We start from the raw sequence: 25,820 nt of genomic DNA, 5'->3' as shown, positions 1-25,820 counted from the left end.
CTGAGCCCGGGAACGCCGCGTTTTGGGCGATTTTCACCAATCAGAGCAAAAATTTCCGATAGGGTTCGTGGCGCAAGGAGGTGTTACGCTGGACTCAGATGGCACGGGGCATTCGGGTTCTGCCGCCACAGCCTTGTCTTGATCTGCAGGAGAGCGGGTGCGCGCGCCAAGAGGGTCGGGCGCACAGATCAAGCCGACCAAGCTAGAGCCGCTCAAGTATACTGTGGAACTGGCTCCACGTCTGGTGGAATGAATTCGGAACGCGCCCGATCAGAAAAGAGAGTGTCGGGGTCATAGTGGGTGAGCATGATATTAGTATCGAGCAGCCGTGCGTCAAAAGCGATGAACTCATCAAATGATGCTGGCGCACCCGCCTGAACCATAAAGTGCTTGACGGCCTGCGTCCAAGAGAGGGTCAAGGTTTCATGATACTTTGATGCCGGAACATCGTTGTTTTTCAGGAATTTCGTGATGGAACGTCGCATCTGATCGTTTGCTGTCTCGACACTGTTTTCGCAAAGATAGACGTAGACCAGCCTCAAGTGGTCACGATGGCGAAATTCGGAAGGTCCTACCTGACCAGCTTCGAAGCGCTCTTTGTACTTGATGTCTTCCATTGATGGTTTAGCGATCATGTTTGTAGCCTCCCAATGCACGCGACTCCGTCCAACAGTACCGCGAATGACGCGCTATGGCGAGCGGCAGCTAAGGCCCGCGCATCCAATCTACGGCAGACCTGTCGTCAGGTGGCAATGCTTCCTCCGGCTGTTTGCACCCGCCCTGGCGGGCCGGGGCTCCGCCCTTCCGGCCGCCGCCACGTCCACTGGATGTGCCGCCGCTTTCAGCGGTTCGCGCCCGCCCTGGCGGGCCGGGGCTCCGCCCTTCCGGCCGCCGCCACGTCCACTGGATGTGCCGCCGCTTTCAGCGGTTCGCGCCCGCCCTATCGGGCCGGGGCTCCGCCCTTCCGGCCGCCGCCACGTCCACTGGATGTGCCGCCGCTTTCAGCGGTTCGCGCCCGCCCTATCGGGCCGGGGCTCCGCCCTTCCGGCCGCCGCCACGTCCACTGGACGTGCCGCCGCTTTCAGCGGTTCGCGCCCGCCCTATCGGGCCGGGGCTCCGCCCTTCCGGCCGCCGCCACGTCCACTGGACGTGCCGCCGCTTTCAGCGGTTCGCGCCCGGAACCCACAAGACGTCGTCTTTGCCGCCGTTGTTGGCCATGCGCGCGGCGACGAAGAACCAATCACTCAGGCGGTTGAGGTATTTCACCGCTGACGAGTTGATCGCCTCCATCGTGGCCAGCTCCACACAGAGCCGCTCGGCCCGGCGCGATACCGTCCGGCAGACGTGCAGATGTGCGGCCAGTGCCGATCCACCCGGCAGGATAAAACTGCGCAGTGGGTCAAGTTCCGCATTCATCACGTCAATCTCGCTTTCAAGCCGGGTCACCTGCGCGTCAATCATGCGCAGCGGCGGGTATTCGGCCTCGGCGTCCTGCTCCATGTCGGGGCGGCACATGTCTGCGCCCAGGTCAAAGAGATCGTTCTGGATGCGGCTGAGCGCCTCATCCACCGCACCGGCGGCCTCCAGCCGGGCGACGCCGACGAAGGAGTTCAGCTCATCCGATGTGCCATAAGCCGTGACCCGCAGCGCATGTTTGGCGACACGGGCCCCGTTCCCCAGAGCGGTTTCACCCGCATCGCCGGTTTTGGTGTAGATCTTGTTTAGCACGACCATGGGCTTAGCCTCCGTTCTGGCGCAAGGCGACGTAGATGACGATGAGAATCACGGCGACGAACTGGGCCCCGATCCGGTAGCGCATCAGCTTGTTGGAGTTCTTCTTGTTAAAGGCTCCTCCACCAGCGAAACCGCCCAGGCCGAGCATGAGCACGACAACAACGGCCACGCAGGCAAGAATGATCAAAACGAATAAGGCGTCACCCACGATCTGTTCCTTTTGTTTGTCAGCGGCACATGTAGGCGGCCTCGCGCAAAAAGCGAACCGCTTTTTACGGACACATCAGCTTTTGGAAAGGATCCAATCCAGCGCCCGGGTTGGCAGAAGCCGCCGCAGGGCTCCCATGATGAAGGTTGGCGTGGTGACATAGTAGCGCGGCTGCGGTCGGGGGGATTCGCAGGCGTGTATCAACTTTTCCAGCACGGCCGTCGCGGGCAACTCGAAGGGGTCCCGGCCGGTCTCGGCGTAGAGCCGGGGGTTCAAGGTTTGCTCGTACTGCGCGCGCCGGGGTGAATTGCGCCAGTCCACCCATTTCTCAAAATGCGGCACGGCGTTCTGGCGGATCTTGGATGTGACGGGGCCGGGTTCGATGAGGATCACGCGCACGGGCGTGTCGCGCATCTCGATCCGCAGTGTGTCCGTCAGCCCTTCCAGCGCGTATTTGGTGGCGTTGTAGGCGCCACGCCAGGGCAAGGTGATGAACCCAAGCACGGAGGAGCATTGCACAATCCGGCCATGCCCCTGCGCACGCATCACCGGGATCACAGCGCGGGTCAGGTGGTGCCAGCCAAAGAAATTGGCTTCGAATATGCTGCGCAGCGCGTCCGTGGGCAGGTCTTCGACAGCGCCGGGTATCCCGTGCGCTCCGTTGTTGAACACCGCATCCAGCGTTCCTCCGGTTGCGGCAAGTACCTCTGAGAGAGCAGCGTCGATGGTCGACTGGTCAGCGTAGTCGAGCAGCGGGCTTTCGAAGCCTTCGGCTTTTAGCCGTTCGCAGTCTTCAGCTTTGCGGCAGGCGGCAAATACCCGCCAGCCGCGGGCGCGCATGCCTATGGCCGCGCAATATCCGATGCCGGAGGAGCACCCGGTGATGAGGATGGAGTTTTTGCGCATGGGATGCTCCGACTGGCTTGCCCCAAGACATGGCAAGTCAGCACATCAGGTGCAAGCTCAGCCGCCGCTCAGCAGAAAATCTGCGATCCAGCCTTCGGGGCCGCCATCGGCAGGGCGCAGCCTGACCCAGCCAGTGCCGTTATCCTGCAGCACTTCAACCTGCGTGCCGCGAACCAATTGCGTCACCACGTCGAACCCTGTGCCTGGCCCTCCGCGCATGTTGACCCGGTCGCCCGAGATAAACCGCAGGTTTTGTTCTAATGTGACCGCATCAGAAGAGGCGCGCGACGTAGAACCCGGGAAAATCAGGCTTGGCAGAACAGCAGGGGTTTCATCCCCGGTCGAAAAGGTGACCGGTGTCACCTGGCTGCTCTCTGGTTCGGCGATTGCAGGTTCGCTGGTCTGCCGTTGCACCCCAGCTTGCGGCGCTGCTGCGTCGCCGAAGGAGACGAGGTTCAAAGACACGCGCGTGACCTGGTTGTCCAAATCCGCCTCGGTCAGCTGCACGGCTGCCGCAGAACCCTTGACGGACGGGCCTGGTGTTTGTGGGGCGTCAGAACGGGCGAGGATGGCCGCCTCACGCGCTGCGACGGGGTCAAACTCCGCTCCGCCGCTCAACTCGTAGAAGCCCAGTCCAAGAAATACAAAACTCAAAAGAATGAATCGCTTCATAATGATACCCTCGCCACTCTGTTACAACACTAACACAGTTCCCAGCCGTTCGGGTCCCTAACAATCGAAATTGGTTTCCGGGAGGGGGAAATCGCGGCGCGCGATGTCAGCCGCGCAGTGTTGCGTCTGCGACACGCGCCAGAGGCAGGGTTGGAGCGATATCGCGCTTGTTCGACCGCACGCCGGAGGCTACACAACCGCAATGGCCGATGATCTCGACATTCCCGACACATCATCCGATCTGTCTGAACCGCTGCGCCGGGCGCTGGGAGAGCGCTATCTGACCTATGCGCTCAGCACCATCATGCACCGCGCGCTGCCGGATGCGCGCGACGGGCTGAAGCCGGTGCACCGGCGCATCCTCTATGCGATGCGTGAGTTGCGGTTGAGTTCGAGTGGTGGATACAGGAAGTCCGCCAAGATTTCCGGCGATGTGATGGGCAATTATCACCCGCATGGGGATGCCGCGATCTATGACGCCATGGCGCGGCTCGCGCAGGATTTCAACGTGCGCTATCCGCTGGTGGACGGGCAGGGCAATTTCGGCAACATCGACGGCGATAACCCCGCGGCCAGCCGCTATACCGAGGCGCGGATGACGGCGGTGGCCGAGGCGCTGCTGGAGGGTCTCAACGAAAACGCCGTTGATTTCCGCGAGAACTACGACGGCACGCTGACCGAGCCGGTGGTGCTGCCTGCGCAGTTCCCGAACCTTCTGGCCAATGGCTCCAGCGGGATCGCTGTGGGGATGGCGACGAATATTCCGCCGCATAACATCGCTGAGCTCTGTGAGGCCTGCATTCACCTGATTAAGACACCGGATGCGCGGGATGACACGCTGTTGAAATACGTGCCTGGTCCGGATTTCCCCACAGGCGGTGTGCTGGTGGAACCGGCTGAGAATATCGCCAAGGCCTACCGCACAGGGCGCGGGTCGTTCCGGCTGCGCTGCAAATGGGAGGTGGAGGATCTGGGCCGCGGTCAGTGGCAGATCGTCGTGACAGAAATTCCCTATCAGGTGCAGAAGTCCAAGCTGATCGAGAAGATCGCGGAACTGATCCAGACCAAGAAGATCCCGATCCTGGCGGATGTGCGTGACGAATCCGCCGAAGACGTTCGGATGATCATCGAGCCGCGCGCGCGCTCGGTGGATGCGGATGTTCTAATGGGCATGCTCTTTCGCAACTCGGATCTGGAGGTGCGGTTTTCGCTCAACATGAATGTGTTGATCGATGGGGTGACACCCAAGGTCTGTTCGATGAAGGAGGTTTTGCGCGCCTTTCTGGACCACCGGCAGGAGGTGTTGCTGCGCCGCTCGCAGCACCGGTTGGAGAAGATCGACCATCGGCTGGAGGTGCTGGAAGGCTTCATCATTGCCTTCCTGAACCTGGACCGCGTGATTGACATCATCCGCTATGATGACGACCCCAAGGCAGCGCTGATGCGGGAGGATTGGGGCAAAAGCCACCTACGGGCGACGGATGAGGCGGACTATGTCTCGCCGCTGCCAGGCGAGGGGGAGTTGAGCGAGGTTCAGGCCGAAGCGATCCTGAACATGCGCCTGCGATCATTGCGGCGGCTTGAGGAGATGGAGCTGCTGCGCGAACAGTCCGAGCTGATGGAAGAGCGCGCGCATCTGGAGGATTTGCTCGAAAATCCGAGCCTGCAGTGGGAGACGATTACCCAGCAGTTGCGCGAGACCCGCAAGCAGTTCGGCAAGGACTACGACGGCGGTGCGCGACGCACGCTGATCGAGGAGGCGGCTGAGGTCGAAGAGGTGCCCATCGAGGCGATGATCGACCGAGAGCCGATTACAGTGGTGTGCTCGCAGATGGGCTGGGTGCGGGCAATGACCGGGCATATCGACCTCGCGCGCGAGTTGAAGTTCAAGGACGGCGATGGGCCGCGATTTATCTTCCACGCAGAGACCACGGACCGTTTGTTGGTTTTTGGCACGAATGGCCGGTTTTACACGGTGTCAGCGTCCAACCTGCCGGGTGGGCGCGGCATGGGTGAGCCATTGCGTCTCATGGTAGATTTGCCAAATGAAGCGGAGATTGTGACGATCCTCAGACATCAGGCGGGACGCAAACTGCTTGTGGCGTCGGATGCTGGAGACGGGTTCATTGTGCCCGAGGAGGAGGTCGTGGCGCAGACGCGCAGTGGCAAGCAGGTGCTGAACGTGCGGGGCGAGACCCGAGCTTTGGTCTGCAAGCCGGTGACCGGTGACAGCGTGGCCGTTGTTGGCGAGAACCGCAAAGTGTTGGTGTTCGGCCTTGACGAGCTGCCGGAAATGGGGCGCGGCAAGGGCGTCCGGTTGCAGCGCTATAAGGACGGCGGAATGTCCGATGCCGCCACGTTCACGCGGGCAGAGGGTTTGAGTTGGCTTGACCCGGCCGGACGCACGCGTACCGAAACGGAACTGAGCGAATGGACCGGCAAGCGCGCCAGCGCGGGCCGCATGGCCCCGCGTGGTTTCCCGCGCAACAATAAGTTCACCTAGATCCTGTCGGCGATACCGGCACTTTCCAAATTGCGGTTCGGTCGAACTGTGCAGCGCCAGTTTTGGCAGGGCCAAGGCTGGCCACGAGGGAAGCGCCCGATGCCGGGGCGGGTGCATGCACCCGCCCCGGCATCGGGCGCAGGCCCGGCGGTTCCCGCCGGGCGGCCTGGCCTCACCGATTTGGACAGATCTTCTAGGTATGGCGCTAGACGGGCTCGGCGATCAGCCACACGCCACCTTCGGGACGGAGGGTGAGGATCATCACAGGTTTCGGGTCTCGTCCGGGGACGGGCGTGAACCGGAACCGCGACAGCAGGGTGGCGAGGATGATGACTGCCTCCTGCAAGGCAAAAGAGGCGCCGATGCAGATGCGGGGGCCATCGCCAAACGGTAGATAGGCATAACGGTCGATGGCCCTGCGGTCCGCAAACCGCTCAGGTTTAAAACGGTCAGGGTTCTCCCAGAGCAGCGCGTGCCGCCCCAGAGCGTAGATGGGAATCATCACCGTGTCACCGGGCTGGATCTCCGCGTCATGCAGAATGTCTGCCTTTTGTGCGGTCCGCGACACCACACCAGCGGGAGGATAGAGCCGCCACGCTTCGTCGATGATCTGGCGGATGAAAGGCAGCTGGTCCACGTCCTCACCCGTCGCGGCGCGGCCCTGGAGAACGGCTTGCGCTTCGGCGCGAGCGCGTTCCTGAACCCCTTGATCGAAGGCACACAGATAGAAAGACCATGCGAGGGAAAGCGCCGTGGTTTCGTGCCCCGCAACAATAAAGGTCAGCAGGTTGTCGCGCAACTCACCCGTGGTCAGGCGGCGCTTGGTCGTCGGGTCTTCGCCAGCCAGCAGAAGATCCAGCAGGTCCGGTACCAGACCGGGGCCGCGCGCGGCCCGCGCAGTGATGGCCGCGTCCGCGCTCCGCCGCATCTCGGCCATGGATTGTGCCGACCACAGCCGAGCGGGGCGGGGCACCCAGTCAGGCGCGCCGAGTACATCCAGCAGTGAGACCCGCCCAGCCTCCGCCACATAGTCCTCGATGGCGCGGTGAATGTCTGCACGGTCAAAGCTGCCGTCATCGCTGAAGGTGACATCGGCAATGACGTCAAATGTCGCGGCGATCATCTCATCCAGCAGGTTCACTGCTCGCCGTCCGGCACCGGCAATCCGCGCGGCACTGCGTTCGGCAGCGCTGGTCATGATGGGGCCCAGGTTGCGCACGTTGCGGTGTGAGAAGGCCGGTGCCGTCAGACGCCGTTGCCAGCGCCAATGTGCGCCCTCTGCAATGAAAAGCGAGTCGCCCACAGCCGGTTGCAGCAGGTTTTTGGTGACCACGGATTTCGGATAATCCTCCACGCGATCAAGCAGGATCCGCCGTATGGAGGGCGGATGCATCACCATATGCCAGCGCCGGGCCGTGCGGCCCGAGACAACCGGCTTTTGTGTCGCAATCTCGGGGATGATGCTGAGGATGTTATCCTGCATCGCGTTGAAACTGCGCAGAATGCCCATCTGCTCCCGTGCCAGGCGCGCGCGGACGGGCAAAGGGGCTTCGTCGGGCTGTGCAATCTCGCGCTTTGCCATGACCTTCATGTAGCGCTGGAGCACTGGTCGTCCAACGACCCGGGCGCCTGCGGATTGCACGCGTGGCACGCTTGAGCTAGGCATATGTCAACAAAAACACCAACGGGGTGCAGTATGATCAGGCGGGTTTTTCTCCTTTTGGCGGGTCTGTCGCTTGCGGCGTGCACGGGTGCGCGGGATCTCGATGCGCCGATGGTGCCGCTGGGTGACTTCAGTCTCGGCCACAACGTGGTGGTTGCGCCCAAGGTGCAAACAACCGCTACGGTGAGCCGCGAAGTTCCCAAAGAGCAACTGACCGAGGCGCTGAAATCCGCGATCGCAGAGCGGTTTGATCGCTATGAAGGCCCAAATGACTATCATTTCGGGGTCAGCATCGAGGGCTATGTGCTGGCCAAGCGTGGCGTGCCGGTGGTGGCTGCGCCCAAATCTGCCATGATCATCCGCTTGACCGTCTGGGATGACGCACGCGGCGCAAAGCTCAATGAAGAGCCGGTGCAGCTGACCGTGCTGGAACAGTTGGATGGCGCAAGCATTGTCGGCACGGGCTGGAGCCAATCTGCCGAGACGCAGCTCATGAACCTGTCGCGCAATGCGGCACAGGCGATCGAAGATTATCTTGTGAAGCAAAATGCCAAAGAAGGCTGGTTTGTGGACGACACGGCTGTGGCTGTGCAGCCCCCGGCCGACGAGCAAGGGGTTGAAGAAAGCGCTGTGGCCGAGGCAGGCTAGCGCCGCTTGCGGTTGTGCTTGATTTTCCCTCAGCTTCGCAATACATCGCGCGCCATGTGAAGAACGGGTCGAGACTGACCCCCTGCAAACAAAAGGGCGCCTCTTACCATGGCAAAGGAAAAGTTTGAACGTAACAAGCCGCACGTGAACATTGGGACGATTGGTCACGTGGATCACGGCAAGACGACGTTGACGGCTGCGATTACGAAGTATTTTGGCGACTTCAAAGCCTACGACCAGATCGACGGCGCGCCCGAAGAGAAAGCCCGCGGGATCACCATTTCCACAGCACACGTGGAATATGAGACCGACGCGCGTCATTACGCGCACGTCGACTGCCCCGGCCACGCCGACTATGTGAAGAACATGATCACCGGTGCGGCGCAGATGGACGGCGCGATCCTGGTGGTGAACGCCGCTGACGGCCCGATGCCGCAAACGCGCGAGCACATCCTGCTGGGCCGTCAGGTGGGCATCCCGAAGATCGTCGTCTTCATGAACAAAGTCGACCAGGTTGACGACGAAGAGCTGCTGGAGCTCGTCGAAATGGAAGTGCGCGAGCTGCTGGACAGCTACGAGTACCCCGGCGACGACACGCCGATCATCGCGGGTTCCGCTCTGGCAGCGATGGAAGGCCGTGACGCCAACATCGGTGAAGAGAAAATTAAGGAACTTATGGCAGCGGTGGACGACTACATCCCGACGCCTGAGCGTGCGGTGGATCAGCCGTTCCTGATGCCGGTGGAAGACGTCTTCTCGATCTCCGGTCGCGGCACCGTTGTGACCGGTCGTGTGGAGCGTGGCGTGATCAACGTGGGCGACGAGATCGAAATCGTCGGCATCCGCGACACGCAGAAGACCACCTGCACCGGTGTCGAGATGTTCCGCAAGCTCTTGGATCGCGGCGAAGCGGGCGACAACATCGGCGCGCTGCTGCGCGGCATCGACCGTGAGGGTGTGGAACGTGGCCAGGTGCTCTGCAAACCGGGCTCGGTGACGCCGCACACCAAGTTCGAAGCGGAAGCCTACATCCTGACCAAGGATGAGGGTGGCCGCCACACGCCGTTTTTTGCGAACTACCGCCCGCAGTTCTACTTCCGCACAACGGATGTGACCGGCACGGTTCAGCTGAACGAGGGCACCGAGATGGTGATGCCGGGCGACAACGTGAGCTTTGGTGTCGAGCTGATTGCACCGATTGCGATGGAGCAGGGCCTGCGTTTTGCGATCCGCGAAGGCGGCCGCACCGTCGGCGCCGGCGTCGTCTCCAAGATCACCGAGTAACCAGGTTTGCCCTGCGTGAGCGGGGCGAACCGTCGGGCGGCAGGCGATCTGCAAGATCGCCGAGAGCCTCGGGCGCGTTGCACTCCGCCTGAGTTCAAAGAAAGGCCGCAGACAAACACTGCGGCCTTTCTCGCGTTCCATGAGGATGCAACCGCTGCACACCCCCAAAACAAAAAGAGAGCCACCGCAGACGGGTGGCCCTCTTGTTGTGCTGCGCCTCCGAGGTCAGACACAACACCAGGGCCCGATGATGTCCACATCGGACACCCGCTAGCTCAATACCGGGCGACGTCCGGCGCACTCATAAAGTGAACGCCATCCTCTGTGCTCGCGGCCACTCCGGACAGTGGATAGTTGGCCTGTCCTGCGCATCCTGCAAGAATGATGGCAGCGCCAGCGACAAAGGAGATGAATTTCATATGCATGGATTTCGTCCTAAAAAAAAGGTGCCGGTAATGAGTCCGGCTGGTCTTAAAATATGGGCAGCTACTCGTAACACGATCACTCAACACGCTGCTTGACCCCCTTTTGGCCCATTATTGCCGCCGGTTCAGTGAACAGGTTCACATAGGGTCGATTTTCTTGCGCATTTCGCGATTTTCTTCCGCAGCAGACCAGATAAAACGGCCACGAGCCCCCCTTATCCGGAGAGACGTGATGCGATTCCCATCCCCCGACACGGTGCACCCCGTGACCCTTCCCGACGGATCCAGGCTGCCCAATAATGTGTTCCTCAAAGCGGTCATCGATCACCCACGCATCGAGGTGGGTGACTACACTTACGCCAACGACTTCGACCCGCCGACCGAGCTCTCGGGCTGGGCGGGTCGGCTGGCGCCCTACCTGTTCCCCAGCTCATCCGACCGCTTGATCATCGGTAAGTTCGGGCAGTTTGCGCATGGCGTTCGCTTCATCACCCATAGCGCCAATCACGATATGCGCGGCTTTTCGACCTTTCCCTTCGCAATTCACGACCCCGACCGCTTTCTTGCCTATCCCAGCACGCTGCCGCCCGGGCGCGATACCATAGTGGGCCATGATGTCTGGATTGGAGCGGGCGCGCGCATCCTTCCCGGTGCCCGGATCGGACATGGGGTGATCATCGGCACCGAGGCCGTGGTCGGGGGAGAGGTCCCGGACTACAGCGTTGTGGTGGGCAATCCAGGGCGCGTGCTGCGCCGCCGTTTTGCCCCTGACATCATAGAGCGCTTGTTGGCCGTCGCCTGGTGGGACTGGCCCATCGAGAAGATCATGACGCATGAAGCGCTGATTGTTGGTGCGGATATTGACGCGCTTGAGGCCGTCAGCTGATGCGTCCCGGCTTTTTCGCAGCAGCACGGTGCGTTGCCTCTTGAACCCGCGCGCGTTTCCGACTAGGCCAAGCACCGGCATAGGGGTTTAGCTCAGTTGGTAGAGCATCGGTCTCCAAAACCGAGGGTCGTGGGTTCGAGTCCCTCAGCCCCTGCCAGCCTTCCAGAACGGTCACACAGGCGCCATTGGCCTTGAAATCCGGCATCCTGCCCGTTACATCACGCTCACCGCAAGTTTGGGAACTTCGACCATGGCCACCACGAACCCGTTACAGTTTATCCAGCAGGTCCGTGCTGAGGTCTCGAAGGTTGTCTGGCCGACGCGCCGTGAGGTGATGCTGACCACCGTCATGGTGTTCATTCTGGCCGCGCTTACAGCGGTGTTTTTTGCCACGGTCGACATCATCATCCGCTGGGGCCTGCAAGCGGTTCTTGGCATGTTTGGCTAGGCCCCGGGCAAGCCGCAAAAAACCTGCCCGACCTCTTGAAACATTGGCCCGTGCGGAGTATCCCGCACACCTGACCGAAGCAGGGGCGTACGGCGATTCGAGTTGTGCGCCGATTTTTTGTTTGAGGTCGGCAGGTCAAGCACCTGAGATACAGTGAAATTTTGCGCGCCTTCGGGTGCGCGGCCCAAGACAGGAACGAAGGATCAAATGGCAAAGCGGTGGTATTCGGTCAGTGTCCTGTCGAACTTCGAGAAGAAGATTGCAGAGCAGATCCGCACCTCGGTCACGGAACAGGGCCTCGAAGAGCAGATCGATGAGGTGCTGGTGCCGACCGAGGAAGTGATCGAAGTGCGCCGTGGCAAGAAGGTCACGACGGAGCGCCGCTTCATGCCGGGCTATGTGCTGGTGCATATGGAGATGTCGGATCAGGGGTATCACCTGATCAACTCGATAAATCGTGTAACCGGCTTTCTGGGCCCCCAGGGGCGCCCGATGCCGATGCGCGACGCTGAGGTAAACGCGATCCTGAACCGGGTTCAGGAGGGCGAGGACGCCCCGCGCACGCTGATCCACTTTGAGGTGGGTGAGAAGGTCAAGGTTGCCGACGGCCCGTTCGAGGACTTCGACGGTATGATTGAGGAGGTCGACGATGAGAACCAGCGCCTGAAGGTGTCGGTGTCGATCTTCGGTCGGGAAACCCCGGTCGAGCTGGAATTCACCCAGGTCAACAAACAGACCTGAGTGCGCAAGGCGTGGGAGGCGAGGGGGCCGCGGCACCCGTACCGGACCACGACAACAACGGCGGGTGTCCCGTCGAGGAACCTGAGGCAGCGCGCTGCCGAGGGGTTGGAAAAGGAGAAGGCCAATGGCCAAGAAACTCGTTGGCAGCATGAAGCTGCAGGTGCCGGCAGGGCAGGCGAACCCGTCCCCCCCCGTGGGCCCGGCGCTCGGTCAGCGCGGCATCAACATCATGGAATTCTGCAAGGCGTTCAACGCCAAGACAGCGGATATGGAGCCGGGCGCACCGTGCCCCACCGTGATCACCTATTATCAGGACAAGTCCTTCACCATGGACATCAAGACGCCGCCTGCGTCTTACTACCTGAAGAAGGCCGCCAAGCTGAAGTCCGGTGCCAAGACACCGTCGCGCGAAGTGGTGGGTCACGTGACCTCCAAGCAGGTGCGCGAGATCGCCGAAGCGAAGATGAAAGATCTGAACGCCAATTCCATTGAAGCGGCGATGCAGATCATCCTGGGCTCCGCCCGCTCCATGGGCATCGAGGTGAAGTAAGATGGCAAAGCTTGGAAAACGTACCCGCGCCGCGCGCGAGGCTTTCGCTGGCAAAGAGAACGTGACCGTTGAAGAGGCCGTCGCTCTGATCAAAGGCAACTCGAACGTCAAGTTCGACGAGACCGTTGAGATCGCGCTGAACCTCGGCGTTGACCCGCGCCACGCAGACCAGATGGTCCGCGGTGTGGTGGGCCTGCCAAATGGCACAGGCAAGACTGTCCGCGTGGCTGTCTTTGCCCGTGGTCCGAAGGCGGAAGAGGCCGAAAAGGCCGGTGCGGATATCGTCGGCGCCGAAGACCTGATGGAAACCGTGCAAAGCGGCAAGATCGAGTTTGATCGCTGCATCGCCACACCCGATATGATGCCCATCGTGGGCCGTCTGGGTAAGGTTCTGGGTCCTCGTAACCTGATGCCGAACCCCAAGGTTGGCACCGTAACCATGGACGTCGAAGCTGCCGTGAAAGCCGCCAAGGGCGGTGAAGTGCAGTTCAAGGCCGAAAAGGGCGGTGTTGTGCACGCAGGTGTCGGCAAACTGTCGTTTGACGAAGCCAAACTGGTCGAAAACATCCGCGCTTTCGTGGGCGCTGTGGCCAAGGCCAAGCCAACCGGTGCCAAGGGCGCCTACATGAAGAAAATCGCGCTGAGCTCGACCATGGGACCGGGTGTGTCCGTTTCGGTGGACAACGCGGTAACCGAGTAGCTTTACGTGCCAAGACTGATAAAAAGGCGTCCCTTTGGGACGCCTTTTTTGTTCTGGCTGTAATCGTGGAAGGTAGCTTTGAGCTCGTACTGACCGATGCTGCAATAAACACGAATGACTGTAGTTCTTGGAAAATGGAGTCGGGTCAGCGCTGGTTTCTGTCGCGTGTTGGCAAGTTGGATGCGGCGAACAAAGAGATGCTGGAATGAAGTTGAGAAATTTCATGAGCGCTGGGATCGAGAACATGAGCGGTTTATCGGGACAATGCTTTTGCGGTTCGGTCTCCTGGACGGCGGCTGATCCAATTCTGTGGGCGGCGCTTTGTCATTGTGAAGACTGTCGAAGAGCATCATCATCTGATTACGTCAGTTGGTTTGGTGTAGAGCGGGAGCACGTGGTTTGGTCAGGGCCTCGCAAAACCTATCGTTCATCGCCGAACGTGGAGCGGAGTTTTTGCAAAGACTGCGGTTCACCGCTCTCCTTCGAGACAGAAGTCTTTCCCGGTGAAACGCACCTTTATGCTGCAACTTTGATTGACCCATCTTTGTATCAGCCGACTGCACATATTTTCTGGTCAGAACGGTTGCCATGGATCGAACAACAAGATGCGCTCCCGAAGCATGCAAAGGGCCTACAGGCCTCGACCGAAGCAGGACAACATCTTCTGAGCAATTCTGACCAATGAAATCATTCGAAAATCCCAAGGCCATGCACCGAAGCAGCCATTCACTCATCAATTGCGAAGGCTCGCAAAGTCCGGTAGCCAGCCGTCAAAGAACCTCCCACAAGACCCCTTGTCCAACAAGCGACTTACCCTTACACGCTAAATGCCGGTGGTGCCCGTCGATTCGTGTGCTGCTGGCTTTCGTCCGAGACGGTGGGTTGGAGCAATCCTGTAATTCCTGCCTGAGATGGGAACAGACTTACTCTCCAGATGCTCAACCGTAGAGCCTCTGGCGGTTCTGGCCCGTTGTTTCGAGGACCAAAACTGCCGGAGTGATCCGGTTTAAACTGAGCCGGGCGGGGCAACCCGTCCACAATTGGAGTGAAACTGTGGATAGAGCACAAAAAGAACAGCTGGTCGACGAACTCGGCCAGATCTTTGAAAGCTCTGGCGTCGTCGTGGTCAGCCACTACGCCGGTCTGACAGTTGCTGAAATGCAGGACCTGCGCGCCAAAGCACGCGAAGCGGGCGGGTCTGTGCGTGTTGCCAAGAACAGGCTCGCCAAGATCGCCCTTGAGGGCAAGCCATGCGCAAGCATTGCTGACCTTCTCACGGGTATGACCGTTCTGACCTTCTCTGAGGATCCCGTGGCTGCGGCCAAGGTGGCTCAGGACTACGCCAAGGGCAATGACAAATTTGTCATCCTCGGCGGGGCCATGGGTGAGAACGCGTTGGACGTCGCCGGTGTCGAAGCCGTGTCCAAAATGCCGTCGCGCGAGGAGCTTATCTCCACGATCGCCGGCATGCTGGGCGCACCTGCTTCGAACATCGCCGGGGCCATTGGCGCACCTGCAAGCAATATCGCTTCCATCCTGTCCACCATCGAGGACAAGGCGGCGGCATAAGCAACGTCATATCGGCGTCGTGGTCAAAACGCGACGTTGGAACACACATATCGTAACGGAAAGAGCTAAACATGGCTGATCTGAAGAAACTGGCAGAAGAGATCGTTGGTCTGACCCTGCTTGAAGCACAAGAACTGAAAACCATCCTCAAGGACGAGTACGGCATCGAGCCCGCCGCTGGCGGCGCAGTGATGATGGCGGGCCCTGCTGACGCCGGTGGCGCAGCCGAGGAAGAAAAGTCGGAATTCGACGTTGTCCTGAAAAACGCAGGCGCCTCCAAGATCAACGTGATCAAGGAAGTGCGCGGCATCACCGGTCTGGGCCTGAAAGAAGCCAAGGACCTGGTCGAAGCCGGCGGCAAGATCAAAGAAGGCGTCGACAAAGCCGAAGCCGAAGAGATCAAAGGCAAGCTGGAAGCAGCTGGCGCCGAGGTCGAACTGGCCTAAGCTTGACGCTTATGCGAATGGAAAGGCGCTCCGGAGACGGGGCGCCTTTTTACTTATATGGCGGCTGGGCGCCCAAAGTGAGCGATGTCTGCAACGCAGCTGGTGTACGCTATGGCAGTTATAGTTGCGTGTAGTAGTGAACTACGTTCTGAGGTGTGTCAGGCGACACAGTGATTCCGTCCACCACCCGCTGGAACGCTTCCTCCGCCAAATCGTCTTGGGGCGTGATCGCACCGTTTTCAAAACCGCGTTGCAGATTTTCAGCCCGATGGATGACCGCGCGAGCGTAAAAGACAAATGAAGGGTACCTGATAAATGGATGATCCCCCACGTCCAAGACGCAAGTTGTGTCGCACAGGTCAACAACGGAACTGATATTCACTAGAAGATTGGCGCCCAGGTTGCAGGTGTCATTGCAAACGATGAAAAGGTGGTTCGATGGCCCCGATGGGATCAGCATCGTGCCCTTGCGATAGAACACGCTTACAGTGAAGCCAAAGTGTTGTGAGCTTGGTTCAGGCTTTCTTGTTCGCGCGCGCGCTCGATGGGCTTATCAAGGCCCACAGCGGTCATCATTCGCTCGAGGGGAATTGGCAAAGATGATCCGTTCGGGTTTTCCCATTCCGGTACATTGTTGGGATCATGGGTCCAATCTGCCAAGTCGAAACGGTCCATGTGCCCGAACTCGTCCCACACATCTTGCAGGATTTCCAGCTCGCGGGCGGAAAGTTCGTCAAGGTCATGAGTTGTCATTTGAGCGTTACACAGGCCAACGCGATGGTTTGACCGATCATTCAACACAGATGACCAGTCACCATTGTCACGGTACGAACCGTTTACCCATCCAAGTGTGACGCTGTTCACCGGACCGTATGGCATCGATACACGCGCTTCTTGTTGGATCGGGTAGCCCCGAGCACGCACACTTTCACGATCCGCAAGATACACCAGCTTAATCACCTTCAAAACATTGATGGCGTGGCCTTCTTGCATTGCAAAGAATGCAATGGTCTGTGCAGCTTTGCGCGGGCTGTACGGCATTTTTCGTTTAGTCCTTTCCACTACAAATATGCGCGCTGTAACTATTTTCGACAATATAACTTCACGAAATGTGAACAACATGTGGTTTATGCGCACTTTGGAGACGGCAACACCCTGAAAAAAACTTCTTGTGCTATTTTTGGTGTAATTTTCAAGGCTTCGGCGTTCGACATGTTGTCAACATTAGGTTGCGACAATTAATAACACGGTTGGCTGAGGTCGTACGCTCTGGCAGCCCGTTGGACATTCAGCGGATCTTAAGGCGCTGAAATGTAAAGGCCGCTTCGTCCGCAGACCTGCCGCGGTGGCGCCATCCGACTTGCCTCGCAATCGTAAACCCCAAAAACCACTTTTCTCCGCCCGCCCTGTTGTGCTTTTGTTAATCACAGCCTATGTGAAGGCTTCCGCTGGGAGCGATGATTCGCGCCCGGCTTTTTGCGTCTTAGACACAGGCAGGAGCAGGCCCACTCATACACCCCTGAAATCTTTCGCAAAAAGCCGCCCACCCCAAGCAGAGCGGCTTTTTCCGGAGAGATTGTGATCGGGCGCGTGCTTTCGGGCAAGCACGCAGGGATAGATCTTCTTTTCGATCTTTGAGCGTTCGCCACGGGCCGCCCCCCCGCTGCGTGAACAGACAAAGATATGGAGTGCGACTTCGCATGGCAAACACGTTCCTCGGCCAGAAACGTCTACGCAAATACTACGGCAAGATCCGCGAAGTATTGGAGATGCCGAACCTCATCGAGGTGCAGAAATCTTCTTACGACCTTTTCCTGAACTCCGGCGACGCCGACGTCCCCACGGACGGTGAGGGTATTGCGGGCGTCTTTCAGTCGGTCTTCCCGATCAAGGATTTCAACGAGACCTCCGTACTCGAGTACGTAAAGTACGAGCTGGAGAAACCCAAATACGACGTCGAAGAGTGTCAGCAGCGCGACATGACCTATTCGGCGCCGCTCAAGGTGACCCTGCGCCTGATCGTGTTTGATGTGGACGAGGACACAGGCGCGAAGTCCGTGAAGGACATCAAGGAACAGGATGTCTTCATGGGCGATATGCCTTTGATGACGCCCAACGGCACCTTCGTGGTGAACGGCACCGAGCGGGTGATCGTCAGCCAGATGCACCGCTCGCCCGGCGTTTTCTTCGACCACGACAAGGGCAAGACGCACAGCTCGGGCAAGCTGCTCTTCGCTTGCCGGATTATCCCATATCGTGGCTCCTGGCTCGACTTCGAATTTGATGCTAAAGACATCGTCTTTGCGCGCATTGACCGCCGCCGCAAGCTGCCGGTGACCACGCTCCTTTATGCGCTGGGGCTGGACCAGGAAGGCATCATGGATGCCTATTACAACACCATCACCTTCAAGCTGGAGAAGAACAAAGGCTGGGTCGCGCCCTTCTTCCCCGACCGTGTACGCGGCACCCGCCCGACATACGATCTGGTCGATGCGAAATCCGGCGAAGTGCTCTTTGAAGCGGGCAAGAAGGTCACCCCGCGCGCGGTCAAGAAGCTGATCGACGAAGGCACGGTGACCGAGCTGCTGCTGCCCTACGATCACATTGCGGGCAAGTTTGTCGCCAAGGACATCATCAACGAAGAGACCGGCGCGATCTATGTCGAAGCGGGCGACGAGCTGACCCTTGAGTACGACAAGGACGGCGACCTGATCGGCGGCACCGCGAAGGAGCTGATCGACGCAGGCATCACCGAGATCCCGGTGCTCGACATCGACAACGTGAACGTCGGCCCCTACATGCGCAACACCATGGCGCAGGACAAGAACATGAACCGCGACACCGCGCTCATGGACATCTACCGCGTCATGCGTCCGGGTGAGCCGCCCACCGTCGAGGCGGCCTCGGCGCTCTTCGACACGCTGTTTTTCGATGCGGAGCGCTATGACCTCTCCGCCGTGGGCCGCGTGAAAATGAACATGCGTCTGGCACTCGATGCCGAAGACACCCAACGCACGCTGCGCCGCGAAGACATCGTGGCCTGCATCAAGGCACTGGTCGATCTGCGTGACGGGCGCGGTGACATCGACGACATTGACCACCTGGGCAACCGCCGGGTGCGCTCGGTCGGTGAGCTGATGGAGAACCAGTACCGTGTGGGTCTGCTGCGCATGGAGCGCGCGATCAAGGAGCGTATGTCGTCCGTCGAGATCGACACCGTCATGCCGCAGGATCTGATCAACGCGAAACCTGCTGCCGCTGCTGTGCGTGAATTCTTCGGCTCCTCGCAGCTCAGCCAGTTCATGGACCAAACCAACCCGCTGTCGGAAGTGACGCACAAGCGTCGCCTCTCAGCGCTTGGGCCGGGCGGTCTGACGCGGGAGCGCGCGGGTTTTGAGGTCCGCGACGTGCACGCCACGCACTATGGCCGGATGTGCCCGATTGAAACGCCGGAAGGTCCGAACATCGGTCTGATCAACAGCCTCGCGACCTTTGCGCGTGTGAACAAATACGGCTTTATCGAAACGCCCTATCGCAAGGTCGAAGACGGCAAGGTCACGGATGACGTCCACTACATGTCCGCCACTGAAGAGCAGCGCCACACCGTGGCGCAGGCCAACGCGGCGATCGATGAGGACGGCAAGTTCGTCAATGAGTTCGTAAACACCCGCCAGTCGGGTGAATACACGCTCGCGCCGAGCGAGTCGGTGGACCTCATCGACGTGTCACCGAAGCAGCTGGTCTCGGTTGCGGCCTCGCTCATCCCGTTCTTGGAAAATGACGACGCGAACCGCGCTCTGATGGGCTCGAACATGCAACGTCAGGCGGTGCCGCTTCTGCAAGCCGAGGCGCCGCTCGTCGGCACCGGCATCGAAGAGGTTGTGGCCCGCGACTCCGGGGCGGCCATCATGGCGCGCCGTGCGGGTATCATTGACCAGGTTGATGCCAGCCGGATCGTGATCCGCGCCACCGAAGACCTGGAGCTGGGCGACGCGGGTGTGGACATCTACCGCATGCGCAAGTTCCAGCGCTCGAACCAGAACACCTGCATCAACCAGCGTCCGCTGGTGAAGGTGGGCGACATGGTGACCAAAGGTCAGGTGGTCGCAGATGGTCCGTCGACGGACATGGGGGAGCTGGCGCTCGGCAAGAACGTCGTCGTCGCCTTCATGCCCTGGAATGGCTACAACTATGAGGACTCGATCCTGATTTCCGAGCGGATTGCCCGTGATGACGTCTTTACCTCGATCCACATCGAGGAGTTCGAAGTCGCCGCCCGTGACACCAAGCTTGGACCAGAAGAGATCACCCGCGATATTCCGAACGTCGGCGAGGAAGCCCTGCGCAACCTCGACGAGGCCGGCATCGTCTACATCGGTGCCGATGTGGAGCCGGGCGATATCCTCGTGGGCAAGATCACCCCGAAAGGTGAAAGTCCGATGACGCCGGAGGAAAAACTCCTGCGCGCGATCTTCGGTGAGAAAGCCTCCGACGTGCGGGACACCTCACTGCGCGTGAAACCGGGTGACTTCGGCACTGTCGTCGAAGTGCGCGTCTTCAACCGCCATGGTGTGGAAAAAGACGAGCGTGCGCTGCAGATTGAACGCGAGGAAGTCGAGCGACTGGCCCGGGACCGGGACGACGAGCTCGCAATCCTCGACCGCAACATCTATGCGCGCCTCAAGGGCATGATCCTCGGCAAAGTCGCGGTGAAAGGCCCGAAAGGCGTCTCTGCGAACTCCGAGATCACCGAAGACCTGCTGGAGATGCTGACCCGCGGTCAGTGGTGGCAGCTCGCGCTCAAGGATGAGGCCGACGCGCAAGTCGTGGAAGCCCTGAACGAGCAGTATGAGATCCAGAAGCGCGCGCTTGACGCCCGCTTTGAGGATAAGGTCGAGAAGGTCCGTCGCGGCGACGATCTGCCCCCGGGCGTGATGAAGATGGTCAAGGTCTTCGTGGCGGTGAAGCGCAAGCTGCAGCCGGGCGACAAGATGGCCGGGCGTCACGGCAACAAGGGTGTGATCTCCAAGGTGGTGCCGATGGAGGACATGCCGTTCCTCGCCGATGGCACGCCGGTCGATTTCTGCCTCAACCCGCTGGGCGTGCCCTCGCGCATGAACGTCGGGCAGATCCTCGAGACGCATATGGGCTGGGCCGCGCGCGGTCTGGGCCTGAATGTGGACGAGGCACTGCAGGAGTACCGCCGGTCGGGTGACCTGACCCCTGTGCGCGACGCGCTGCACCACGCCTATGGTGAGAACGTCTATGACGAAGGCGTCGCGGGCATGGATGAAGAGACGCTGATCGAAGCGGCCAGCAACGTCACACGCGGTGTGCCGATTGCGACGCCGGTCTTTGACGGGGCGAAAGAGGGCGACGTGAATGACGCTCTGGTGCGCGCTGGCTTCTCGGAATCGGGCCAGTCGATCCTCTTCGACGGGCGCACGGGCGAGCAATTCGCGCGGCCTGTAACCGTGGGCGTGAAGTACCTGCTCAAACTGCACCACCTGGTGGACGACAAGATCCACGCACGCTCGACTGGGCCTTACAGCCTCGTCACCCAGCAGCCGCTGGGCGGTAAGGCGCAGTTCGGTGGCCAGCGCTTCGGGGAAATGGAGGTCTGGGCTCTGGAAGCTTACGGTGCCGCGTACACCCTGCAGGAGATGCTGACCGTGAAGTCGGACGACGTGGCCGGACGGACGAAAGTCTACGAAAGCATCGTCAAGGGTGAGGACAACTTCGAGGCCGGTGTGCCGGAGTCGTTCAACGTGCTGGTCAAAGAGGTCCGCGGCCTCGGCCTCAATATGGAACTTCTCGATGCGGAGGAAGATGAGTGAGGGCTGTGATGCATGGCCTCAACCGTGATTACTCTGAGTGCCCTGTTCATCGGATGGTTCTTCGCGACCATGTATCTGATGTTCAGGGGCTTCAGGCTTTATCACGAGCATCGAGTGCCGATGTACCCGGAAAGTCTGAGGCCGCATTGGCCTTGGTGGAACTGGAAGTACATGACAAAAGCTTTCGTTCTTCGCGCAGCTTTGATCGCACTACTTCATCTAGCAATAACTGCGGCCTGCCTTTTCGCGGCATGGCTGGCGATATGACGCAAAACGCTCGTCAGATTGGACTATGATATGAACCAGGAACTGACAAACAACCCGTTTAACCCGCTCACGCCGCCCAAGGTGTTTGACGAAATCAAGGTGTCTCTGGCCTCGCCAGAGCGCATCCTGAGCTGGTCCTTCGGGGAGATCAAAAAGCCCGAGACCATCAACTACCGGACCTTCAAGCCGGAACGTGACGGCCTTTTCTGCGCGCGGATCTTCGGGCCAATCAAGGACTACGAGTGCCTGTGCGGCAAGTATAAGCGCATGAAGTATCGCGGCGTTGTCTGCGAGAAATGCGGTGTGGAAGTCACGCTGCAAAAGGTCCGCCGTGAGCGCATGGGCCATATCGAGCTGGCCTCGCCCGTCGCGCACATCTGGTTCCTGAAATCGCTGCCCTCCCGCATCGGTCTCATGCTCGACATGACGCTGCGCGATCTGGAGCGGGTGCTCTATTTCGAGAACTACGTGGTGATCGAGCCGGGCCTGACGGATCTTCAATACGGTCAGATGATGACCGAAGAAGAATATATGGACGCGCAGGACGCCTATGGCATGGACGCCTTCACGGCGAACATCGGCGCTGAGGCGATCCGTGAAATGCTGGCCGCGATTGATCTGGAGCAGGAAGCCGAAACTCTCCGTGCGGACCTGAAAGAGGCTACCGGCGAGCTGAAGCCCAAGAAGATCATCAAGCGTCTGAAAGTGGTGGAGAGCTTCCTTGAATCCGGCAACCGTCCGGAGTGGATGGTTCTGACCGTGATCCCGGTGATCCCGCCAGAGCTGCGCCCGCTGGTGCCGCTCGATGGGGGCCGTTTCGCGACCTCCGACCTGAACGATCTCTACCGCCGGGTGATTAACCGGAACAACCGCCTCAAGCGGCTCATTGAGCTGCGTGCGCCCGACATCATTGTGCGGAATGAAAAGCGGATGTTGCAGGAATCCGTTGATGCGCTGTTCGACAACGGTCGTCGCGGTCGCGTGATCACAGGTGCCAACAAGCGCCCGCTGAAATCGCTGTCGGACATGCTGAAAGGCAAGCAGGGTCGCTTCCGTCAGAACCTCCTCGGCAAGCGCGTCGACTTCTCGGGCCGGTCGGTCATCGTGACCGGGCCGGAGCTCAAGCTGCACCAATGTGGTCTGCCGAAGAAGATGGCCTTGGAGCTTTTCAAGCCCTTCATCTACTCGCGGTTGGAGGCCAAGGGCCTTTCCAGCACCGTGAAGCAGGCGAAGAAGCTGGTCGAGAAAGAGCGTCCGGAGGTTTGGGACATCCTCGATGAGGTGATCCGCGAACACCCGGTGATGCTGAACCGTGCGCCGACCCTGCACCGGCTGGGCATTCAGGCGTTTGAACCCGTGTTGATCGAAGGCAAGGCCATTCAGTTGCACCCGCTCGTCTGCTCGGCGTTCAACGCCGACTTCGACGGGGACCAGATGGCGGTTCACGTCCCGCTGAGCCTTGAGGCCCAGCTGGAAGCGCGCGTGCTGATGATGTCCACCAACAACGTGCTCAGCCCTGCCAACGGTGCGCCGATCATCGTGCCCTCGCAGGACATGATCTTGGGCCTTTACTACACGACTCTGGAACGCGAAGGAATGCCCGGTGAAGGCATGGTCTTTGGCTCCGTCGAGGAAGTTCAGCACGCGCTCGACGCAGGGCTGGTGCACCTGCACTCGAAGATCACCGCGCGGATTCCGCAGATCGACGAGAATGGCCTCGAAGTGATGAAACGGTTTGAGACCACGCCGGGCCGTGTGCGCCTCGGCGCGCTCCTGCCGCTCAACGCCAAGGCACCGTTCGAGCTGGTGAACCGTCTGCTGCGTAAGAAAGAGGTGCAGCAGGTTATCGACACCGTCTACCGGTACTGCGGCCAGAAGGAATCCGTTATCTTCTGTGACCAGATCATGACCATGGGCTTCCGTGAGGCCTTCAAGGCCGGGATTTCCTTCGGCAAGGACGACATGCTGATTCCAGACACCAAATGGCCCATCGTCGAAGAGACGCGCGACCAGGTGAAGGATTTTGAGCAGCAGTACATGGACGGCCTGATCACCCAGGGCGAGAAGTACAACAAGGTGGTCGATGCCTGGTCGAAGTGTAACGACAAGGTCACCGACGCCATGATGGGCTCGATCTCGGCCAGCAAGCGGGATGAGGCCGGTGCCGAAATGGAGCCGAACTCGGTCTACATGATGGCGCACTCCGGGGCACGGGGGTCGGTCACGCAGATGAAACAGTTGGGGGGCATGCGCGGCCTGATGGCCAAGCCCAATGGCGACATTATCGAGACGCCGATCATCTCCAACTTTAAGGAAGGTCTGACCGTTCTGGAGTACTTCAACTCCACCCACGGCGCGCGGAAAGGTCTGTCGGACACCGCCCTGAAGACCGCGAACTCGGGTTATCTGACCCGCCGTCTGGTCGACGTGGCGCAAGACTGCATCGTGCGCATGCCCGACTGTGGCACCGAAACCTCGATCACTGCGGTTGCCGCCGTAAACGATGGTGAGGTCGTCGCCTCGCTCTCCGAACGTATTCTGGGTCGCGTTGTGGCGGAGGATATCCTGCGCCCGGGCACCGAGGACGTTATGGTGGCCTCGGGCACGCTGATTGATGAACGTATGGCGGATGCCATCGAAGAGGCTGGCGTGGCCTCGGCACGTATCCGCAGCCCGCTGACCTGTGAGGCCGAGGAAGGCGTTTGCGCCATGTGCTACGGACGTGACCTCGCGCGCGGCACCATGGTGAACACCGGTGAAGCGGTGGGCATCATTGCTGCGCAGTCCATCGGTGAGCCTGGCACACAGCTGACCATGCGGACCTTCCATATCGGCGGTGTGGCCCAGGGTGGCCAGCAGTCCTTCCTGGAAGCGAGCCATGCAGGCACCGTCGTCTTCGAGAATGCCCAGACCCTTGAGAACGCCGCAGGCGAGACCATGGTCATGGGTCGCAACATGAAGCTGATCATCCAGGACGAAAACGGCGAGGAACGCGCCAGCCACAAGGTCGGCTACGGCTCCAAGCTCTTCGTCAAGGATGGGCAGGAGATCGCACGGGGCGACAAGCTCTTTGAGTGGGATCCCTACACGCTGCCGATCATCGCGGAGAAAGACGGGACAGCCAAGTTCGTCGATCTGGTCAGCGGCATTGCCGTGAAGGACGAGACGGACGATGCCACCGGCATGACCCAGAAAATCGTGATCGACTGGCGCTCGGCGGCCAAGGGCAACGAGCTCAAGCCCGAGATCATCCTGGTGGGGTCTGATGGCGAGCCTGTGCGCAATGACGCGGGCAACCCGGTGACCTACCCGATGTCCGTCGACGCGGTGCTTTCCATCGAAGACGGGGCCGAGATCAAGGCCGGTGACGTGGTCGCGCGGATCCCGCGTGAGGGTGCCAAGACCAAGGACATCACCGGGGGTCTGCCGCGTGTGGCCGAGCTTTTCGAGGCACGGCGTCCGAAGGATCACGCGATTATCGCCGAAATCGACGGCTATGTGCGCTACGGCAAGGACTACAAGAACAAGCGCCGTATCGCGATCGAGTCCTCGGAAGATCCGGATCACAAGGTCGAGTACATGGTGCCCAAGGGCAAGCACATCCCGGTTGCGGAAGGTGATTTTGTCCAGAAGGGCGACTACATCATGGACGGCAACCCGGCGCCGCATGACATCCTCGCCATCATGGGTGTCGAAGCGCTGGCGGACTACATGATCGACGAGGTGCAGGACGTCTACCGCCTGCAGGGTGTGAAGATCAACGACAAGCACATCGAGGTCATCGTGCGCCAGATGCTGCAGAAGTGGGAGATCCAGGATTCTGGCGACACCACGCTGCTCAAGGGCGAACATGTGGACAAGCAGGAGTTCGATCACGCCAACGAGAAGGCGATTTCCAAAGGTGGTCGCCCGGCACAGGGCGAGCCGATCCTTCTGGGCATCACCAAGGCGTCGCTGCAGACCCGCAGCTTCATCTCAGCGGCCTCTTTCCAGGAGACCACGCGCGTTCTGACCGAAGCCTCCGTGCAAGGGAAGAAAGACAAACTGGTCGGTCTGAAAGAGAACGTGATCGTGGGTCGTCTGATCCCGGCCGGTACCGGCGGGGCCACCATGAAGGTTCGCCGCGTGGCGCAAGACCGCGACAATGTCGTGATCGAAGCGCGCCGCGAGGAGGCCGAAGCCGCCGCCGCGCTGGTTGCGCCGTCCGGTGACGACATGGTTGGCGGCGATGTCTTTGATCAAGTGATCACACCGGACATCGACAGCCGCGACTAAGCCGCGCGGATACTATTGAGAGAGCCCCCGGTGCGGTGCCCCGGGGGCTTTTTCTTTG

22 protein-coding genes and 1 tRNA gene are annotated in these 25,820 nt (G+C 60.2%); 15 read left to right on the top strand and 8 right to left on the bottom strand.

What is annotated here, in order from left to right:
* Positions 1 to 212: 212 nt before the first annotated feature.
* The 5 genes from So717_RS13705 to So717_RS13685 all read right to left on the bottom strand — a co-directional run bounded on the left by So717_RS13705 (position 213) and on the right by So717_RS13685 (position 3,520).
* Positions 213 to 635: a hypothetical protein gene (locus So717_RS13705; RefSeq protein WP_159978235.1), complete on the bottom strand. Its 423-nt coding sequence runs from the start codon at positions 633 to 635 to the stop codon at positions 213 to 215.
* Between the two features lie 526 nt (positions 636 to 1,161).
* A complete protein-coding gene (locus tag So717_RS13700) occupies positions 1,162 to 1,734 on the bottom strand; it encodes a cob(I)yrinic acid a,c-diamide adenosyltransferase (RefSeq protein ID WP_159978233.1) in 573 nt (190 codons plus the stop codon).
* Between the two features lie 4 nt (positions 1,735 to 1,738).
* The gene (locus So717_RS13695; protein ID WP_159978231.1) at positions 1,739 to 1,942 is read right to left on the bottom strand and encodes a twin transmembrane helix small protein; all 204 of its coding nucleotides are present in this window, start codon (positions 1,940 to 1,942) and stop codon (positions 1,739 to 1,741) included.
* Positions 1,943 to 2,017: 75 nt separating this feature from the next.
* Positions 2,018 to 2,848: an SDR family NAD(P)-dependent oxidoreductase gene (locus So717_RS13690; RefSeq protein ID WP_159978229.1), complete on the bottom strand. Its 831-nt coding sequence runs from the start codon at positions 2,846 to 2,848 to the stop codon at positions 2,018 to 2,020.
* A 57-nt stretch (positions 2,849 to 2,905) separates the two neighbouring features.
* Positions 2,906 to 3,520: an SH3 domain-containing protein gene (locus So717_RS13685; protein ID WP_159978227.1), complete on the bottom strand. Its 615-nt coding sequence runs from the start codon at positions 3,518 to 3,520 to the stop codon at positions 2,906 to 2,908.
* Positions 3,521 to 3,722: 202 nt separating this feature from the next.
* Between So717_RS13685 and parC the strand changes: the two genes are divergently transcribed.
* Complete coding sequence (gene parC, locus So717_RS13680) at positions 3,723 to 6,023, top strand: DNA topoisomerase IV subunit A (protein WP_159978225.1); 2,301 nt, start codon at positions 3,723 to 3,725, stop codon at positions 6,021 to 6,023.
* A gap of 205 nt (positions 6,024 to 6,228) precedes the next feature.
* Here the strand turns inward: parC and So717_RS13675 are convergent, their stop codons facing one another.
* Positions 6,229 to 7,605, bottom strand: a complete 1,377-nt coding sequence (locus So717_RS13675; RefSeq protein WP_159978716.1) for a cytochrome P450 — start codon at positions 7,603 to 7,605, stop codon at positions 6,229 to 6,231.
* 114 nt (positions 7,606 to 7,719) lie between these two features.
* Here So717_RS13675 and So717_RS13670 point away from each other — a divergent pair, with 114 nt between their 5' ends.
* The 11 genes from So717_RS13670 (at position 7,720) to rplL (ending at position 15,383) form a co-directional block, all read left to right on the top strand.
* Complete coding sequence (locus So717_RS13670) at positions 7,720 to 8,334, top strand: hypothetical protein (protein WP_159978223.1); 615 nt, start codon at positions 7,720 to 7,722, stop codon at positions 8,332 to 8,334.
* Positions 8,335 to 8,442: 108 nt separating this feature from the next.
* Positions 8,443 to 9,618, top strand: a complete 1,176-nt coding sequence (gene tuf, locus So717_RS13665; protein ID WP_159978189.1) for an elongation factor Tu — start codon at positions 8,443 to 8,445, stop codon at positions 9,616 to 9,618.
* Between the two features lie 657 nt (positions 9,619 to 10,275).
* Complete coding sequence (locus So717_RS13660) at positions 10,276 to 10,929, top strand: CatB-related O-acetyltransferase (RefSeq protein ID WP_159978221.1); 654 nt, start codon at positions 10,276 to 10,278, stop codon at positions 10,927 to 10,929.
* Between the two features lie 81 nt (positions 10,930 to 11,010).
* A tRNA-Trp gene (locus So717_RS13655) sits at positions 11,011 to 11,086 on the top strand.
* A gap of 93 nt (positions 11,087 to 11,179) precedes the next feature.
* Positions 11,180 to 11,377, top strand: a complete 198-nt coding sequence (gene secE / locus So717_RS13650) for a preprotein translocase subunit SecE (protein ID WP_159978219.1) — start codon at positions 11,180 to 11,182, stop codon at positions 11,375 to 11,377.
* A 207-nt stretch (positions 11,378 to 11,584) separates the two neighbouring features.
* Positions 11,585 to 12,118 carry a transcription termination/antitermination protein NusG gene (gene nusG / locus So717_RS13645; protein ID WP_159978217.1) on the top strand — a complete coding sequence of 178 codons (534 nt, stop codon included), beginning with the start codon at positions 11,585 to 11,587 and terminating at the stop codon, positions 12,116 to 12,118.
* A gap of 124 nt (positions 12,119 to 12,242) precedes the next feature.
* Positions 12,243 to 12,668 (top strand): 50S ribosomal protein L11, encoded by a 426-nt coding sequence (gene rplK, locus So717_RS13640; RefSeq protein WP_159978215.1) that lies wholly within the window; start codon positions 12,243 to 12,245, stop codon positions 12,666 to 12,668.
* Between the two features lies 1 nt (position 12,669).
* Positions 12,670 to 13,368, top strand: coding sequence for a 50S ribosomal protein L1 (gene rplA / locus So717_RS13635; protein ID WP_159978213.1), 699 nt, complete (start codon positions 12,670 to 12,672; stop codon positions 13,366 to 13,368).
* Between the two features lie 205 nt (positions 13,369 to 13,573).
* Entirely contained in the window at positions 13,574 to 14,053 is a 480-nt protein-coding gene (locus tag So717_RS13630) for a GFA family protein (RefSeq protein WP_159978211.1), read from the top strand.
* A 368-nt stretch (positions 14,054 to 14,421) separates the two neighbouring features.
* Positions 14,422 to 14,937, top strand: coding sequence for a 50S ribosomal protein L10 (gene rplJ / locus So717_RS13625; protein ID WP_159978209.1), 516 nt, complete (start codon positions 14,422 to 14,424; stop codon positions 14,935 to 14,937).
* A 71-nt stretch (positions 14,938 to 15,008) separates the two neighbouring features.
* Positions 15,009 to 15,383 carry a 50S ribosomal protein L7/L12 gene (rplL, locus tag So717_RS13620; RefSeq protein WP_159978207.1) on the top strand — a complete coding sequence of 125 codons (375 nt, stop codon included), beginning with the start codon at positions 15,009 to 15,011 and terminating at the stop codon, positions 15,381 to 15,383.
* A 118-nt stretch (positions 15,384 to 15,501) separates the two neighbouring features.
* Here the strand turns inward: rplL and So717_RS13615 are convergent, their stop codons facing one another.
* A complete protein-coding gene (locus So717_RS13615; protein ID WP_159978205.1) occupies positions 15,502 to 15,864 on the bottom strand; it encodes a hypothetical protein in 363 nt (120 codons plus the stop codon).
* Between the two features lie 2 nt (positions 15,865 to 15,866).
* Entirely contained in the window at positions 15,867 to 16,424 is a 558-nt protein-coding gene (locus tag So717_RS13610) for a Panacea domain-containing protein (protein ID WP_159978203.1), read from the bottom strand.
* 659 nt (positions 16,425 to 17,083) lie between these two features.
* Here So717_RS13610 and rpoB point away from each other — a divergent pair.
* Genes rpoB through rpoC form a run of 3 tightly spaced genes read left to right on the top strand, consistent with a single transcriptional unit; the run spans position 17,084 to position 25,762 of the window.
* The gene (rpoB, locus tag So717_RS13605; protein ID WP_159978201.1) at positions 17,084 to 21,220 is read left to right on the top strand and encodes a DNA-directed RNA polymerase subunit beta; all 4,137 of its coding nucleotides are present in this window, start codon (positions 17,084 to 17,086) and stop codon (positions 21,218 to 21,220) included.
* Between the two features lie 8 nt (positions 21,221 to 21,228).
* Positions 21,229 to 21,516, top strand: a complete 288-nt coding sequence (locus tag So717_RS22315) for a hypothetical protein (protein WP_238840927.1) — start codon at positions 21,229 to 21,231, stop codon at positions 21,514 to 21,516.
* Between the two features lies 1 nt (position 21,517).
* The gene (rpoC, locus tag So717_RS13600) at positions 21,518 to 25,762 is read left to right on the top strand and encodes a DNA-directed RNA polymerase subunit beta' (RefSeq protein WP_159978199.1); all 4,245 of its coding nucleotides are present in this window, start codon (positions 21,518 to 21,520) and stop codon (positions 25,760 to 25,762) included.
* Positions 25,763 to 25,820 lie beyond the last annotated feature (58 nt).

Source organism: Roseobacter cerasinus (genome assembly GCF_009811755.1).
Taxonomy (GTDB): Bacteria; Pseudomonadota; Alphaproteobacteria; order Rhodobacterales; family Rhodobacteraceae; genus Roseobacter; species Roseobacter cerasinus.
This window is presented reverse-complemented; position numbering and strand designations above follow the sequence as displayed.